This window comes from Nostoc sp. (genome assembly GCF_036917395.1).
Taxonomy (GTDB): Bacteria; Cyanobacteriota; Cyanobacteriia; order Cyanobacteriales; family Nostocaceae; genus Nostoc.
The window spans coordinates 90532-106663 of the sequence record NZ_JBALDI010000041.1; the positions used below are offsets into that span (position 1 = coordinate 90532).

The window sequence follows — 16132 nt, forward strand, 5'->3', positions numbered from 1 at the left end:
GTATACCTCGTGCGTTAACTTAAGGTTAAGAATCACCAAATAATGCTGGATGATTGTCTGCAATGAAAAACTCTGTTTTTAGCCAAAAAATCTATTCCTTCTTACTTGCTGCTTATCGACGGTACTTACAAACTCCTGAACGTTCTTTACATGAAGCTTACGATGCAGCATTAAAGATTCAGGAAATAGAAAATAAGCATTTCACTGGTAATAAAATAGACACTGACTCAGCCATGTACAGTAACAGTGTGATGGATTATTTTGAGTCAGACCTCAAGAAGCTATTAAAAATTGTCAGAATGCGGCTGACGGAGTTTAGAGCAAGCCGTTGGTTTCTAAATGAAGAAAATCAAAAAGCTGCTCAGAAAGCAGGTATAGAGCATCCAAGTCCTTCTTTGATTTTGGAAAAGCTAAACTTTATCGATCAAGTTGTATCCAAATACACAACAAATTCTGATCAAATAACTTCTAAAGCTTTATTAGTCAAACCTGCAAATCTACCAGTTAACTCTGTAATATCGGACAACAAGTCGTTGCTCGTTAATACTCCAACGTTACCACCCAAAATACCAACTCAAGATTCGCCTAAAAAACCACAACTGCGTAAAGTCGATACAACAGGCGTTTTACCGCGCTCTATTTTAAGTACTATCACTCGTCTGCAAGTTGAATTAGATCCTAATTCTGAAAAAGAAGTAATTCAGAGTTTTCGTCAGGGTCAAAGAAGAACAATAATATCTATTAGATTTATTTTACTATTAATTATCGTACCACTTTTGACGCATCAAATAGCAAAAACTTTCGTAGTCGGCCCATCTGTTGAGCGGTTTAGAAGCAGTGAGCAAATGCAGATATTTCTAAATTCCGAAATGGAAGAGGAAGCACTTGCAGAATTACAAAGATTTGAAGAAAAGCTCAAGTTTGAAAATTTCATTAGAAATGCCCCTCCACTGTCGTCTGAACAGATGGAAATTGAAATGACACATAAGGCTGTAGAGCTTGCTGAAGAATTTCGTCACGAAAGCTCTAATGCTATCAAAAATGTTTTTGCAGATATTTTCTCAGTGGGCGCTTTTATCTGGCTTTTGGTTGTCAGCAAGTCTTCTATTGCTGTACTCAAAGATTTCTTTGATAATATTGTCTATGGACTTAGTGATAGTGCCAAGGCATTTATCATCATTTTGTTTACTGATATATTTGTAGGATTCCACTCTCCTCATGGGTGGGAAGTACTTCTAGAAGGTGTATCGCGTCATTGGGGATTACCAGCAAATCGAGATTTTATCTTCTTATTTATTGCTACATTTCCAGTGATTTTAGATACCATTTTCAAATACTGGATATTCCGATATTTGAACCGGATATCGCCTTCAGCAGTTGCTACTTACCGTAATATGAATGAATAAGGTATTGGGAATTGAAAATTGTTGAGCTAGTGGCTTAAGAGTTTCTCTTGCTTGTAGCAACTGGCGTCAAAAACAAGCAACAAACAACTTTGATTATGTTTTGCTTGATTGCCGTCTACCAAGTAGACTGTGGCAATAGTTTGCCTACCTTTAACAAGGGGAAAACCCCTTGTTAAGTCTGGTTAATTGAGATAAGAGCTGGATTTAAGCGCCAGCTATACTACTAATCTGTGTGATTAATTTTCACAGGTTCATAATGAGTGATAAATCGCTCAATTTCAAAGGCTATATCTGCTGAGTGCGAACTTTCACAACCCATCAACACTAATGACATAAACCACAATTTGGTGGAGTATGGGAAGGCAAAAATTTTGAATTTTGATGAAAAATACACTTGCTAGGTTAAGAAAGTTTAACAAAGTTATCTGCATCAGCTTACCTGTGGTTTTGTCGATTTTGCTGGTGCGGATGCAATCTTTGGCGCATCGAGAACTCAGTCCGCCAGAATGTCGTGTGAAAAAGTGGGATATACCAGTTTCCTTGACTGCTGAAAATCAAAATGTATTTATACAAAAGCAAAAAGCAGTATTAATTCAGAGATTACCAGTTACTTGTTGTCAGGGTGATACCTCTTGTTTAGATGAAGTTCTATATGGAGAAATACCAGACAAAAAAGCGCTAGTGAGTGCGATCGCTCGCAGTCTCCAATATCTGCAAACAGTTAATGCTGTGGCTGCTTATCAAAACTATCAGGTGGCTGAGATTAAACGCGATGCCGCCTTCGGCGGCTTGCCCCTTCGGACTCGCGTCATCAAAAGCTTGAAAAGATTCCGCGAACTCCTATTAAAAACTAATTCTGCAACAGAATTACAGCAAGCCATCGAGCGGGAATTTGTTCTTTACCAGTCAGTCGGTAAAGACACTAAAGGTTCCGTTTTATTCACCGCCTATTATGAACCGCTTTACGCAGCCAGTCGCGTCCCTACAGCAGAATATCGTTATCCTGTTTATCGATTACCTCCTGATTTAAACTCCTGGTATAAGCCTCATCCTACACGCAAGGAATTAGAAGGAATAGATGGTTTACAAGGTGCAAAAGGGAAATTGCGAGGATTAGAGTTATTTTGGTTTCGCGATCGCCTCGAACCATATCTAGCTCAAATTGAAGGTTCAGCCAGACTTCAGCTTCCTGATGGGACTCAAACAACAATCGGCTATGCTGGTAATAACGCTTATAACTACAAAAGCATTGGGCGAGAATTAGTGAATGACGGCAAATTACCACTAGAAGGTATAACTATGCCAATTATTCTCAACTATTTTCAAAAGCATCCCCAAGAATTAAATATTTATATTCCGCGCGATCGCAGTTTTGTTTTTTTTCAAGAAAACCACGGTGAGCCAGCCCAAGGTTTTATCAACGTACCACTAACAGCAGAGCGTTCTATCGCTACAGATAAATCCCTTATGCCTCCTGGTGCTTTAGCGTTGATTCACACTTCTATTCCCTTTGTTAATCCTACTGGAAAAATGGAGGAGCGCATCGTTAGTCGGTATGTTCTTGACCAAGATACCGGAGGTGCAATTAAAGGCGCAGGTAGGGTAGATTATTTTTTAGGTACTGGGAAATTAGCAGGCGATCGCGCTGGTGTCACAGTTAGCAATGGACAATTATTTTATCTATTACTCAAGTAGTTAACTTAACCTGAAATCGGCGATTTCTAACCGCATCTACACAGTCAAAACCCGCCTGCGCGGGTTTCAAACTCTTAATTTTCCATTAGCCCAGGTCGGTGTAGCTCTCGTTTGTATAGCCACGAATTTCATTCGCCAGGGCTAGGCTTCAATATCCATATCAGCATCATCATCGTCATGATCGTAAGGGATATCGTCAAGGTCGATCATTTCTGAAATTTCTTCTACTTCATTTAGATACTCAGACTCTTGATGTTCGCGCTCGATGAGACGACCAGTTGACTTTAGCCATTCCAAGAGAATAAACTCATTACTTGTACGAATTACAGGCGCTCGCTGATTACGAGGTTCTTCACGTAAAGGACTTATAGGCATAAAAAAACTCACTTTGAATTATGGGTGACTGTACAAAAACAGGAAAATTGTACATTAGGGTTAAAAGGCTTGTTATACAAGACTTTTCCGAATAGATGAAATATGAACTTTTGAGTTTTTTATCTCTAGTCCGTCTAGTTATCTACCATTAAAATCTCTTTGTGTCAGTCCTAAATAATAAATATTCAAGCGGACGCGATATCACAAGGCATTTGGCAGCTTGGCGAGAGTTTCATACATATTAGAGGGTAATGCAGACAATCTGTTCGCGACAGCGACTGCATCAGCTAAGTTGCTAAATTGACACCGGACAATCTCTTGTCCATTTCCTGAGGGGAATCGCTTCCTAGCTTTGTTAGATACAGCACAAATAATCGCTAAAGCTTTGGCGAACCCATCTTTTGTCAATATTGTTTCTTTAGCGAACCCTTCAACAGGGATAAGGCAAACCTCAAACCGATAGCCAGGTCTGGGAGAAACAGCTATGTCAATATACGGTTTATCTTCTTTCCTGATTCTACGTAAATATTGGGCTGTCGAATTAGCATCGTGTAAATCAGTGCCAAGGGCGTAAGTAAAGAAACAATCTTCTGTCAGGGATTCAGGACGGGTAATTATATCCGTTGCCATAAGTTCAAGTACTAACCGTATATTATTTGGGCTTGTGACACATTAAACTTGTCCGTTTTTCTTAGCACATTTTTGGACAGTGAGATATACCAGTTTTACACGAGGTATTCCAATACAGTTTGGCTAACTAAAAATTTTAATTTTTACAATGCTGAAGACTCTCATCTCTAAAAGGATAGATTGCCAATATCAACTGACATAAAACACCTCCACAATCTAAGGGTGTAGAGATTTAGATTCGCAGAGGCGTCTATTATAGTCAGTTACATGACCAAAAATATTTCTCAACCATCTAATTATGACATTATAACATAGTTGGTGGTTGAACTTTTTTCAACTACTCTGACCCATAGATATTAGGCCACCAACAACAGTAAGGTTGTATTCAATTCCGACTTTTAGATAACAAAATACGTGTATTATTAGTTCTAATTAATACTAAATTATCTTAAGATTAAGAATAAATACTTAGTACAATTGCCTTATCTCATAAAGTAAACTAGGCACTGTTTTCGGTTTGCTCAAATCCTTATTTTTAGATTGTAGTCAGTGTCCAAGCCCAGATTACCATGCGGGTTCTTCAAAGGAGTGCAAACCCACGCCAGTTGGGAGATTCATCCATTCTGTTATCCCAAGACTGCCTTGTTCACCTTTTTTGGTGGTTATAAACTCCTAAAATTACTAGACAGCACTCAAATTAGCTTGCACAATAATATTTATCGTTAAAATCTTTGTCACCACCACTTGCTAAATCCTCAAAGCCAAAGGTGCTATTCCCTAATAGACAAATATGATCTACCTGATCAGCATTAGCACCCAAGAATGAGGAGTAAACTGCTGGATCATTATTAAGATTGCTATCATTAATAGCAGACCAGATGCCATTAATGATAATAAATGGTGCGAAGATGGAACCAGGCTCGAAAGTGCCAGTAGAAGTTGCCGTATCTTGGTTGTTCACCGATAGGTCAATTTCTGCAACGCACTGACGCACTGCGGCTTGGGCATAACCAGCTGTGTTTTTACGATATGAGATCGTAATCACAAACTCTCTAATATTTATTTATACCCATTTATTTATTGCCTTATATTTTCTAAAAATTAAGAGCATCTTTACGAGTTATTGACATAAATAATTGCCTAAATAAATCCCCGGGATTGTAAATATAATCCTGGGGCATCATCTTCATATCCTGTTTAAGATATTTATAAATCTAAAGGAGGCAAGGGCGGTTAAAACCAAAAACGGTATTCACGAAATTATGGATTCAAGGCATCATTCACGTAAGTATTGACAACACCTTTAGACAGAGTTTTAATCGCAGCTGGAAGAGGAGCATAGCCACGAGCTGTAGCTATATTGTCCGCAGCGGTAGTTCCTAAAGCCCAGCCGATGAATCCTTTAATCCCATTTGCTACCTTCACGTCTGCGTATTTGTCATAAAATAGCAGGTAAGATGCGCTAACAAGGGGGTAAGCATTTGCAGGTGTTGGATCAGTAACTACGATTTTAATCCGCCGAGGACTTGCATCTTGGTCAGTCGCACCGACAAAAGCATTTCCAATTGAAGTTGGTGAGATGGGGTTGTAAGTACCTGCCTTGTTCTGTAAGACAGCAGCTTGCAAACCATTAGCTAACCGCGTAGAATTATCCACATAACCAATTGCACCAGCAGTAGTTTTGATCTTAGTGGCTACACCTTTACTTCCTGAGGCAAATTGGAAATTGGCTGGCCAAACAACTGTATTGGCTGGTAGTGGATTGGGTATACCACCAGCTTGAGCAATACTTTTTTCACCAACTCCTCTGTTCCATGTAGCACCAAATGCCGCCTTGAGATTACTGCTTAAAGTAAAAGTGTTAGCACTATTGTCACTACGACGTACTACAACGATGGGTTTACTTACTGCTGAAATTACTCTGCCGCCATTATCTGCTTTAATTTTGGCATCATTCCAATTTGTGATGGTGCCGTTAAAAATACCAAGGAAAGTAGCTCGTGAAAGTTTAATTCCACCTGCTGGTACATTTAGACCAGTGGGGTTGTAAGCTAACGAAACTCCGTAGGTGATCACAGGCACTTGGATGGGGATACCAGTATTGGGACCTGCACTAAGTTTTTCTGTTCCTGTTATGGGGTCATCAGTATCTGCAAAAGAGACTGGACGTAAGATGGTAGCAGTATTAGTAGCTGTTAGTGGTGGTGGGGTTTGAGTGAAAAAAGCTGTTACGCCTACACTACTATTAATCGCAGCATATCTGAATGTTACGAGCGGATTGACTGCTCCTGGAGGATTAAGGGTTTTAGGATTTCCAACACCGTAAGTGTTAAACCATGAGCCTTGTGGGGCATAAGGAGAGGTAGTTCCTGTACCCACCAACAAAGTATTCACAGAGCCTCCACCTGAACCATTTATGGAGGTTACTCCAGCTGGGGCAGGAGTGGTGGAAGTCTGAGCTAGAGATTTATGAGTAGCGGATTGACCTACTACTAAACCAATTGTGATGGCAAATACAGAAATTGAACTTGCCAAATGGGTCAATTGACGATCGCGATAAAAAGCCATGTCTTGCTCCTTCAAATTAATTTCCGGTTCAACACCATATCAAATCCAAATCAAGTGTCAAACTGGCGCTCAAAAATAACCTTTTATAAGCACGGTAAACTTGCATAAAAAAGGTATTTATTAAACAAAGGTTTGCACAAAACTCTTCAGAATGTAGAGCAAATTCAAAGCAAATCTTTAAAGATGTAGAGGGTATTAAACTATTGCTAATTTACCCTCTAACATAATTATTTGCTAGTTCAAAACTCTACATTCAATGTAAGTTTGTATAAATAAACATTCAGCGGCTTTAGTAGAAAGAAATGGTTAATAGCTACTATTAATCATGCCTAAATTACCATTTTTCGTCTCTCATTCCTTTTTAAAAAGCCATGTTTAATTTTACCTACTTACTTATTTGGCATGGCAATTTAATTGGAATTCTGAAAATTACTTTCTTTAATGTAGATATGCAGCAGTTTGCCACAAACTACCGCTAAGTGCGAAGTAAAGAAAGTCAGAATTTCACAAATCTTTTAGGACTGCTATGGTTAATAGCTAGTTAAATTTTGCCAATGAAATCAACAGTATAATGATAAAATTAAGAAAAGATTAAGTTTAAATTATAATTAGATTATAGAATGATTAACAAGCTTAAATATATATTTTGGTAATTTAGAGGTGTTTGAAAGGTGGTTTTTATGGCAAATCTTATTCTTTTTATAGAGAAAAATAAACACCTTTCATTTAAATATAGGACTTACGCATTGACAGAATAACAAAATAGTGGTTTCGCATAATTGAAGTATGAATTAGAGCGATCGCTATGTAGTACCCATGTGCATCAACTCATATTCGCAAGAACGCAAAAAAGGAGTAAACAAAAATATTAAAACGCCTAAAAGCGATCGCAATCACAAACCATCTGGTATTTAATTTGTACTAGTTTATTTTTTACCTTATATTTTCTAAAAATTAAGAGCATCTTTACGAGTTATTGACATAAATAATTACCTAAATAAATCCCCAGGATTGTAAATATAATCCCGGGGCATCATCCTGACTTTTCACGAGATATGGAAAAGGTCATTTTTAAGGTTTCCCAAGCCTTTATTTTTGCGTTAGCTATTTTCATTAACTCAAAACTATTGATAATTAGATTGTGGAAAAAGCCACGCTTTTTGGAGCTTGAGGACTTACCGTGAAAAGTCAGAATTTCACGAATCTTTTAGGACTGCTATAGCTAATAGCTGTTAAAGTCTCTCAACAGAATTAACAGCTATTTTCTGGTAGTCTGCTAGGTTAATTTATAAACCTAGGGAACAGAACCATATCCGAGAGATGGAGCTAAATCTTTTGCAGATGTAATGAACCCTTTAAAGTCTAAGTCTGAGTAATACAAGAAATAAGTTGTTCCGGAAATGGGATAAGCACCTGCACTTTTGGGATCGGTCAAATTATCAATTCTAGTCAGCTTCTTATTAGTACCGTATGTTACAACAGTCCCATCTTTAATAGCCGCTGTAATTGAAGCTGGTGAGACAGCAATATACTTACCTGCCTTGTTAAGTAAGAGTGCCGCAGGTAGCTTTTTAGTTAAACGGGTAGCATTATCCACATAACCAATTGCACCTTTATTACTTGTGATCGCACTGGCTACACCTCCGCCACCAGTAGCACCAATGAAAGCGCCTGGCCAACTAATAGTTGTACCTACTCCTCTATTCCATACATCAGCTGCTGGAACACCTGGAGTTTTACATACAGTATTGAGATGACTGCTTAAAATAAAAGTGCTACCACTTGAGTCAGCACGATGTACAACTTTGATGGGTACATTGAGTGCTATTTGGCTACCGTTATCTGCACTGATGCTCTTATCGCTCCAATTTTTGATGCTACCGTTCAAAATACCACAGTAACTAGCTCGTGAAAGCTTAAGTCCACTTGGTGGTATAGTAAGACCATTAGTGTTAAAAGCTAATGTGATTCCGACACCTACCAGAGGCACTTGGACGTAAGCACGACCGCCAGTAACTTTTTCTGTTCCTGCTACAGGGTCGTCACTAGCTGCAAAAGTGAGTGGGCGAGGAGTACCATCTGGTGGGGTTTGACTGAAAAAAGCTTTTAACCCTGCGCCACTACCATTTGCAGTATATGTGAATGCGAACTTCGATTTTAGAGCTGTAAATAAAGCACTTACAGTACTTGCACCTACACCATTACCTATATTGGGCGCAGCTAGAGATATCAGAGTAGCAGATTGAGCTACTACTAAACCAGTTGCTATAGCAAGTACAGAAATTGAACTTGCCAAGTAGGTCAATGGACGATCGCGATAAAAAGCCATGTCTTGCTCCTTCAAATTAATTTCCGGTTCAACACCATCTCAAATCAAAATCAAGTGTCAAACTGGCGATTATAAATAACCTTCTATAAGCACAATCAATAGGCATGAAAAAGGTTATCAGTAAATCAAAAGTTTTCACAAAGCTCTAAAGAATGTAGAGTAAACTCAAGGTAAAGTTTTCAAAGATGTATAGGGCATTTAGCTATTGCTAATTGACCCTATCACATTATTCTTTGCTACTTAAAAACTCTCCAGTTATAAGTAAGTTTCTAGAAATAAATCTTGAGGGGCTTTATTATCAGGGAGTGTGGTTACTAAGTACTATGAGTCATATCTTAATTCCCATTCTCAGTCTCTTATTCCCTTTTAAAAAGCCATGTTTAATTCTACCTACTTACTTATTTGGGATGGCAATTTCATCTTAAAATTATGAAAATCACTGTCTTTAAATGTACATGCCCAGCAGTTTGACACAAGCTACCGCTAAGGTACTAAGTAAAGAAAGTCAGTATTTCACAAATCTTTTAGGTAGCTAATAGCTGTTAAAATTTGCCAACGAAATCAACAGTATAATCTCAAGGTAAAGTTCAAGTAATGATTGCATTATGGAATGATTAAAAAACTTAAATATATTTCTGGAATTTAGAGGTGTTTGAAAAGTGGTTTTTGTCGCAGTTTTTTATTCTCTGAGCAGAGTAAAATATGAAACTTTCGCTTATATATGGTTTTTCTTAATTAAGCTTTTTTTAAAGGTGTTAATAAGTATTTAATAGAGTTTACGCAGTTGACAAATTAATCAGCGCGTGTATTAACAAAAATACGTTGTTTTAGCATTTTATCAATCATCCTTTTATTAGTTGCATAGGCGTAGCCCAACCCAAGCGTATTGGGGCTGGATGGGTTGGATGTCTGTCTTGGACACCTTTAATTTGACGAGGGGTTAATTTAATAGCCAAGCGATCGCTTGGCTATTATACCAATTGGAGTAATCATTAAATATCTTTCGTAAAAGTATTGTTTTAAAAGCATTTGAGATTATCCTCTCACCAAAGTCATAAAAAAGCTTTATTTTGTCGAAATTTAGGGTTTTTTCCCATTTTTTGTGTTTATCACGACATCTAAAAAAAAAATAGTTATCTATGCTACTAAACGAAGTCATCAACGAGGTCAATTTTACCTTATTGACTTAAGCGCTATATCCAGTCTCATCAAATTTTTTCTAGGTTTTAAATGAACAAGACTAATCTGTACAAACAACGTCAAAATAAAAGCAGGGTATCAATTTTAACTTCCCTGGCTGTTTTGGCTTCTCCATTGGTATTGCCTTTGCATCAAGCTGTTGCTGCATCATTGACTACTGTTGCAAATTTCAACGGTGCTAATGGATCTGCGCCAAGAGCTGGTGTATTTCAGGGTAAGGATCTCAATCTTTATGGAACCACTTCTGCTGGTGGCTCATCTAACAACGGAAGTGCATTCAAGTTGAGTGGTGTCGGTTTCAGTACTCTGACCACACTGATCAACTTTACGGGAACAGCCTTACCCAACAGAGGGACTAATCCAATAGCTAGATTATTCCAGGCAAGCAATGGCAATTTATATGGGGCGACCTTTACGGGTGGCGCAAGTAACCTCGGTACATTGTTTAGCTTGGGATCACCAGCTTTTACAGGTCTGACAACTCTTGTGAATTTTACTGGCATCAGTAATGGAGCTAACCCAGCAGGCCGACTGATTGCGGATAGCACTGGCAAGGTTTTGTGGGGGACAACCTCGGCAGGTGGGGCCAGTAATAAAGGAACTATATTTAATGTTCCGCTCAGTGGCAGTCCAGTCACCACTTTAATCAGCTTCACCGGTACTAATGGAGCAACCCCATTAGCAAGATTGCAACTGGTGACTACCAATGGAAGTTACTATGGCACTGCCTCTTTAGGTGGAGCAAGTAATAAGGGAGTTGTATTCAAGTACACTCCTGCTAATCCTATTGCTACTAGATATAGTTTTTCTAGCTTTACTGGCGCTAATGGGGCAAGTCCAGAGGCTGGATTAATTGTATCTAGCGGATTCCTCTACGGCACTACTAGGTTAGGTGGAGCCAGCAATGTAGGTGCTATATTCAAAGTTCCAATTGGAACAGCCACCAATCCTATTGGTGCACCCGTTTTAGTTGCCAGTTTTAGTGGCGCTAATGGGGCCAACCCAAAGGCTGCGCTTACACCAGGAGCAAGCAGTGGTATCTTCTATGGCACAGCTTCTACTGGCGGGGCAAATAACAAAGGAGTTGTCTATCGATTGAATGTTGGAACTACTTCAACTATCACCCAGTTGATTAGTTTTAATACCACTAATGGGGCAACGCCAGAGTCCACGCTAATTCCGGTCGGTACTGATTATTACGGTACTGCCTCTGCTGGTGGCACTTCTGGTAAAGGAACTGTATTTAAATTTACACCATAGCCTGAAGATAATCTGCGTGTAAAATAAATAGTAAAACGTAGATTTGAAAAATGTTGATTTATAACTTTCAGATAGTCAGGAAGCGTGGCTATCTGAAAGTAATTATAGACAGTCGGAGAAACTAAATTTCCTAAAATGGAAAGAAAATTGCTGCAATCAATGCCGTTATAATAATTTATACATAATTTATCTGAGATCATCTCCGTTTAATTGCCCTTAATTAAGAGAACCTCATCCCGCCTATAGCTAAAGCTACAGGCTCCCTGCCTCTAATCCCCACTTCGTAGGGACACCGAGTTTACCTACTAGGGGAAGGGCTGTTCTTGAGAGGTCACGCACGAATCACAAGTAATTTGCCAGACATCATATGAAATGCCTAATAATGCCCAATCGGCTTTAAGAGGTGATCAGTGATAGCATAGATGGTAATAATTTAATTCAACATAAATCTCTTCTAATTTTTCTCTGGAGGGGATTTTATTCCTTAAATGATCTCGTTGCGATCGCCTGAATCAATAACTGGCAACCTGGGTTAGTAGTACATCCTATGAGGATAATATCTTACAAAACGGTTGCTTGGAGGAATAGAAGGTTTTTCTATAAAACCTATAACTATCGCTATTGTAGACTCTGGTGAGATAATAACGAGTTTAAACGAGCTTAAACGATGAAGTCAGATTTGTCAGGGAATTAGCGATGCCTGGCGGCAAGCTTTACGGATGACGCTCGTATATTCATACTTATTAAATAAATATTAATGCTTTCTTAACTTAACTTCATATGAATTTATGTATAGTATAGAACTTTGCTAAACTTTATAAGTTGAGGAAAAATGAGTATTCAATCATGTAAAATTGGAAACAATTGTAAAATTTTAGACAACCAACACTCAAGTACATTATAGGAAAATTAGCAAATGTCTAGACAAAGTTCTCACAAGAGAAACTTTTTCAAAGCTTTAACTGGTAGCGCTGTCAAAGGATCTCAGAAGTTAAGCCTGGGACTGGAATCCAGCTTGATTATTCTGGTTGAATCTATACCTTTTTTGATTGCTTGTGCTGTATTTATAAGCGTTATCAGCCTAAAAAGTCCTATCCTGCTTTTTTGTTTACTAGTTGGTAGTTTAATTGCAGTCATTACCCAGCAAATTGGGCAGCAGGTGAATTTACCAAGGCGATCGCTAATATTATTACAAATTTTAGCAGCAGCAATCATTCTGAGTTTGTATTGGTTAGACTGGTTTGCAGCCCCCGCACAAGCACAGTTTTTTGGAGAAGCTGAAAAGTTTTTCAAAAATAGGTTAAGTGTAAGTAGTTCAACAGGAAATAGTGATGCTAACGTCCCAATAACTCTGATATTTAGTGTGTTGCGGGCGATATACTTACTCTATATTGCAATTTCTTTGGTTGGTGTGATTAACGCAGTGCGTAAAGATGAGGATTGGCAAAGTATTGCCAGAACTCCCCTATTAGTCGTTGTTGCTGTTACCGTTGCTGATGTACTCACACGCTTTGTAATTGGCCCACAAGGATAGTAAATAATTCAAATATTTCAAATGTCTCAAGAGCGGGAACAAGATTTTCGTCCAGTCAATCAGGTTCTAGGAAGTCAACCTTCGTTAGGGCCAATCCCTGCCGATCAAATTCTTCCTTGGACGGTAATTGCCCTAGCCTCCTACTTTATTATCAATGGAATTTTTGGTGGTATTTTCCAAGAAGAGTTTCAAAAGTGGTTGTGGACAATACTAATGACTGGTTGGGGAATAGGAACTTGGTGGATTTTAACTGGTGGTAGGAGTTGGAGTTTTTTAAGTAAATTTATTGGCGTTCCCGCTTGGACAAGAGGCTTTGCTCGTTATCAAAGCTTATTGGAAGTTAACCATGAAGCAAAAAATCGGAAAACAAAGCGTCGGCATCGCCGGAAATGAAAGTAGATTAACACCATTTGAAGATGCCTTACACTTGGCGACAATGCTACGTGTAGCAATGAATGGACGTGATATTGGCGCTTATCTTTTGACAAAAGGCACTCAAAGAGATCGGTTTTGCTTTGTTTTTGGTTTTGACTGTAAGGGAATTCATACCACTTTAAGACCTGAACAAATAGATACACTTTTTAATAATATTGAAGCAGGATTGAAAGATATCCCTAGCGGTGAAAGAATGACACTGCATTTGGGATCTTTTAGTTCCGATAAAGAGCGCCAAAAAGAATTAGCAACATTAATTAAGAATGCGCCATCACGAGATATAAAATATTTGTTGATGGCGGAAAGAGCTAGAGTCAAAGAACTTACTATTTCTGGTGTTCGGAAGCCGAAGTTTTTACGAATTTACGTCACTTACACGATTGAATCTAACTCGCAACATGCAGACGATTGGATAGAGAAACTTTTAGTAAAAGCTGAATCATGGTGGTTGAAATTCAAAGGGGATCTTTCAGAAGTAGAAAACCAACGCATTGAAACCTTGATCACAAATGCTTATAAACAGGGTTTTCTCCGCTGGGAACAAATTTTATCTAACCAAATGGGATTGGATGTCAAACCTTTGAAAGCTGATGAACTCTGGGAGGGCATCTGGAAAAGGTTTAATGATACCCAGCCAATAGTGATTCCCCAGTTGATGACTTTAGATGAACAAGGACTGCACGAACAAGTTAATTCAGATTTAGCTAGTACTAAATTGCTGCTAGACAATATCCACGGCACAACTTTGCTGATGGAGTCTAGCGTACCTTGCGCCGATCGCCGATGGGTTAATGTTAACAATCGTTATATTGGCGTCCTGTCATTTCTGGAAAAACCCGGAGGTTGGGCAAATAAATCTACTCAACTGCGATATTTATGGGAACTATTGGCCAGAGAAACAGTAGTAGATACAGAGATTTTTTGTGAGTTGACTGCGGCAAATCCGGCATTGGTGAAAACTACTTTGCAACGAGTCTTGAAGCAGTCAAACATGACGACAATTATGGCTCAAGAAAAAAGTAAAACTATTGATGTCAACGCGCAATTAAAGTTGAAGAAATCGGTAGCAGCACAAGAACAATTATTTGAAGGTGCAGTCCCGATTTATACGAGTATCGTTATTTTGGTACATCGTCCAACTGTCGAGAAATTAGATGAGGCAACAAGATATATTGAAAACTGTTTTCAACGTCCAGCCAGAGTAATTAGGGAAAATGAATATGCCTGGAAAATTTGGCTGCAAACTCTACCAATAGTTTGGGAAGGTTTGTTAGCTACACCTTTCAATCGTCGCCAGCTATATTTAACAAGTGAAGTTCCCGGATTAATGCCTTTAGTTTTAACTAAAAAAGGTGATAGACAAGGCTTTGAGTTGATTGCTGAAGAAGGCGGAACACCGGTACATTTAGATTTATTTAACCAACACAAAAATTTAGCTTTGTTTGCTACAACTCGTGCTGGTAAATCAGTGTTGGTATCAGGGATTTTAACTCAGGCTTTGGCGCATGGTATTCCGGTTGTGGCGTTAGATTTCCCTAAACCCGATGGTACATCTACTTTCACTGACTATACAGAGTTTATGGAGGGAAATGGAGCCTATTTTGATATCTCCAAACAATCGAATAACTTATTTGAACAGCCAGACTTACGATCGCTAGAACCAGAACAACAGCGCGATCGCTTTAACGATTATACTGCCTTCCTAGAATCAGCTTTAATGACAATGGTTTTAGGATCATCGACTGAAAGTCAAATTTTATCGCAAACCGTGCGATCGCTGCTCAACTTAGCATTAGAAGCCTTCTTTGCTGATCAGGGCATAAAAGAGCGATATATACAGGCGATGGCAGGGGGGTTTGGCACTCAGGCTTGGCTGAAAACTCCTACCTTAAAAGATTTTCTGTTTTTCTGTTCATCAGAACACTTGCAGCTAAGTTCTTTAACTGGCAGAGTAGAAGACGCCCTCAGTCAAATTCAGCTGCGCTTGCGGTTTTGGCTTTCTAGCCGCGTGGGACAAGCTATTTCTGCACCATCCAGCTTTCCTACCGATGCACAACTTTTAGTTTTTGCTCTCAGAAATCTATCAGATAGTGAAGATGCAGCCGTACTATCTTTGAGTGCCTATTCAGCAGCATTACGACGCGCATTAGGTAGTCCAGCTTCTATATTCTTCATTGATGAAGCACCAATTTTATTTGAATTCGAGCAAATTTCTGACTTAGTTGGCAGAATTTGTGCGAACGGTGCTAAAGCCGGTATCAGAGTCATCTTATCAGGACAAGATCCTGATACAATTGCCAAATCTAAAGCTGCATCTAAAATTTTGCAAAACCTGACAACACGATTGATTGGACGCATTCAGCCGGTTGCAGTGGATAGTTTTGCAGACATCTTAAAGTATCCCCGCCAAATTATTTCTCGTAATGCGTCGGAAAGCTTTTTTCCCCGCAAAGAAGGCGTTTATAGCCAATGGCTGCTAGATGATAACGGTATTTATACATTCTGTCGTTACTATCCAGGTTACGAACAATTGGCAGCAGTTGCTAATAACCCCTCTGAACAAACTGCACGCAGTAAAATGATGCAACTTCACAGCAATAAATATGAAGCAATTTCTGCATTTGCACGTCAGTTAGTGGCTACTCTACGTAGTAGTTAATTGGGTTCTGTAAGCAGTTAACAGTGTTTAAAAAAGTTATA

11 protein-coding genes are annotated in these 16132 nt (G+C 38.8%); 6 read left to right on the top strand and 5 right to left on the bottom strand.

Features of this window, described 5'->3' with window-relative positions; genetic code table 11:
- The first annotated feature begins 62 nt into the window (after nucleotides 1–62).
- Together V7K46_RS14355 and mltA are read left to right on the top strand one after the other, a co-directional pair.
- Complete coding sequence (locus V7K46_RS14355) at nucleotides 63–1406, top strand: proton extrusion protein PcxA (protein ID WP_442939839.1); 1344 nt, start codon at nucleotides 63–65, stop codon at nucleotides 1404–1406.
- 381 nt (nucleotides 1407–1787) lie between these two features.
- On the top strand, nucleotides 1788–3101 hold the full coding sequence (gene mltA / locus V7K46_RS14360) for a murein transglycosylase A (protein WP_335114142.1): 1314 nt from the start codon (nucleotides 1788–1790) through the stop codon (nucleotides 3099–3101).
- A 141-nt stretch (nucleotides 3102–3242) separates the two neighbouring features.
- Here the strand turns inward: mltA and V7K46_RS14365 are convergent, their stop codons facing one another.
- From V7K46_RS14365 to V7K46_RS14385, 5 genes are all read right to left on the bottom strand, one after another.
- Entirely contained in the window at nucleotides 3243–3476 is a 234-nt protein-coding gene (locus V7K46_RS14365; RefSeq protein WP_179074150.1) for a DUF3134 domain-containing protein, read from the bottom strand.
- Nucleotides 3477–3677: 201 nt separating this feature from the next.
- On the bottom strand, nucleotides 3678–4106 hold the full coding sequence (locus V7K46_RS14370) for a hypothetical protein (RefSeq protein WP_273766245.1): 429 nt from the start codon (nucleotides 4104–4106) through the stop codon (nucleotides 3678–3680).
- Between the two features lie 697 nt (nucleotides 4107–4803).
- Nucleotides 4804–5151 carry a DUF4114 domain-containing protein gene (locus V7K46_RS14375; protein ID WP_442939840.1) on the bottom strand — a complete coding sequence of 116 codons (348 nt, stop codon included), beginning with the start codon at nucleotides 5149–5151 and terminating at the stop codon, nucleotides 4804–4806.
- Between the two features lie 215 nt (nucleotides 5152–5366).
- Entirely contained in the window at nucleotides 5367–6689 is a 1323-nt protein-coding gene (locus V7K46_RS14380) for a substrate-binding domain-containing protein (RefSeq protein ID WP_335114144.1), read from the bottom strand.
- A 1279-nt stretch (nucleotides 6690–7968) separates the two neighbouring features.
- Nucleotides 7969–9018 carry a substrate-binding domain-containing protein gene (locus V7K46_RS14385; protein WP_335114146.1) on the bottom strand — a complete coding sequence of 350 codons (1050 nt, stop codon included), beginning with the start codon at nucleotides 9016–9018 and terminating at the stop codon, nucleotides 7969–7971.
- Between the two features lie 1215 nt (nucleotides 9019–10233).
- Here V7K46_RS14385 and V7K46_RS14390 point away from each other — a divergent pair.
- From V7K46_RS14390 to V7K46_RS14405, 4 genes are all read left to right on the top strand, one after another.
- Nucleotides 10234–11463 (top strand): choice-of-anchor tandem repeat GloVer-containing protein, encoded by a 1230-nt coding sequence (locus tag V7K46_RS14390; protein ID WP_335114148.1) that lies wholly within the window; start codon nucleotides 10234–10236, stop codon nucleotides 11461–11463.
- A gap of 916 nt (nucleotides 11464–12379) precedes the next feature.
- Nucleotides 12380–12997 (top strand): hypothetical protein, encoded by a 618-nt coding sequence (locus tag V7K46_RS14395; protein WP_335114150.1) that lies wholly within the window; start codon nucleotides 12380–12382, stop codon nucleotides 12995–12997.
- A gap of 21 nt (nucleotides 12998–13018) precedes the next feature.
- A complete protein-coding gene (locus tag V7K46_RS14400; protein WP_335039203.1) occupies nucleotides 13019–13390 on the top strand; it encodes a hypothetical protein in 372 nt (123 codons plus the stop codon).
- Complete coding sequence (locus tag V7K46_RS14405; protein ID WP_335114152.1) at nucleotides 13344–16091, top strand: hypothetical protein; 2748 nt, start codon at nucleotides 13344–13346, stop codon at nucleotides 16089–16091. Before V7K46_RS14400 ends, V7K46_RS14405 begins: the two co-directional genes overlap by 47 nt.
- Nucleotides 16092–16132 lie beyond the last annotated feature (41 nt).

Bases quoted from the DNA above. Each gene is read 5' to 3' on its own strand.
- mltA (WP_335114142.1), top strand. From the start codon at position 1,788: ATGAAAAATACACTTGCTAGGTTAAGAAAGTTTAACAAAGTTATCTGC.
- V7K46_RS14355 (WP_442939839.1), top strand. From the start codon at position 63: ATGAAAAACTCTGTTTTTAGCCAAAAAATCTATTCCTTCTTACTTGCT.
- V7K46_RS14390 (WP_335114148.1), top strand. From the start codon at position 10,234: ATGAACAAGACTAATCTGTACAAACAACGTCAAAATAAAAGCAGGGTA.
- V7K46_RS14370 (WP_273766245.1), bottom strand. From the start codon at position 4,106: ATGGCAACGGATATAATTACCCGTCCTGAATCCCTGACAGAAGATTGT.
- V7K46_RS14400 (WP_335039203.1), top strand. From the start codon at position 13,019: ATGTCTCAAGAGCGGGAACAAGATTTTCGTCCAGTCAATCAGGTTCTA.
- V7K46_RS14395 (WP_335114150.1), top strand. From the start codon at position 12,380: ATGTCTAGACAAAGTTCTCACAAGAGAAACTTTTTCAAAGCTTTAACT.
- V7K46_RS14405 (WP_335114152.1), top strand. From the start codon at position 13,344: ATGAAGCAAAAAATCGGAAAACAAAGCGTCGGCATCGCCGGAAATGAA.
- V7K46_RS14365 (WP_179074150.1), bottom strand. From the start codon at position 3,476: ATGCCTATAAGTCCTTTACGTGAAGAACCTCGTAATCAGCGAGCGCCT.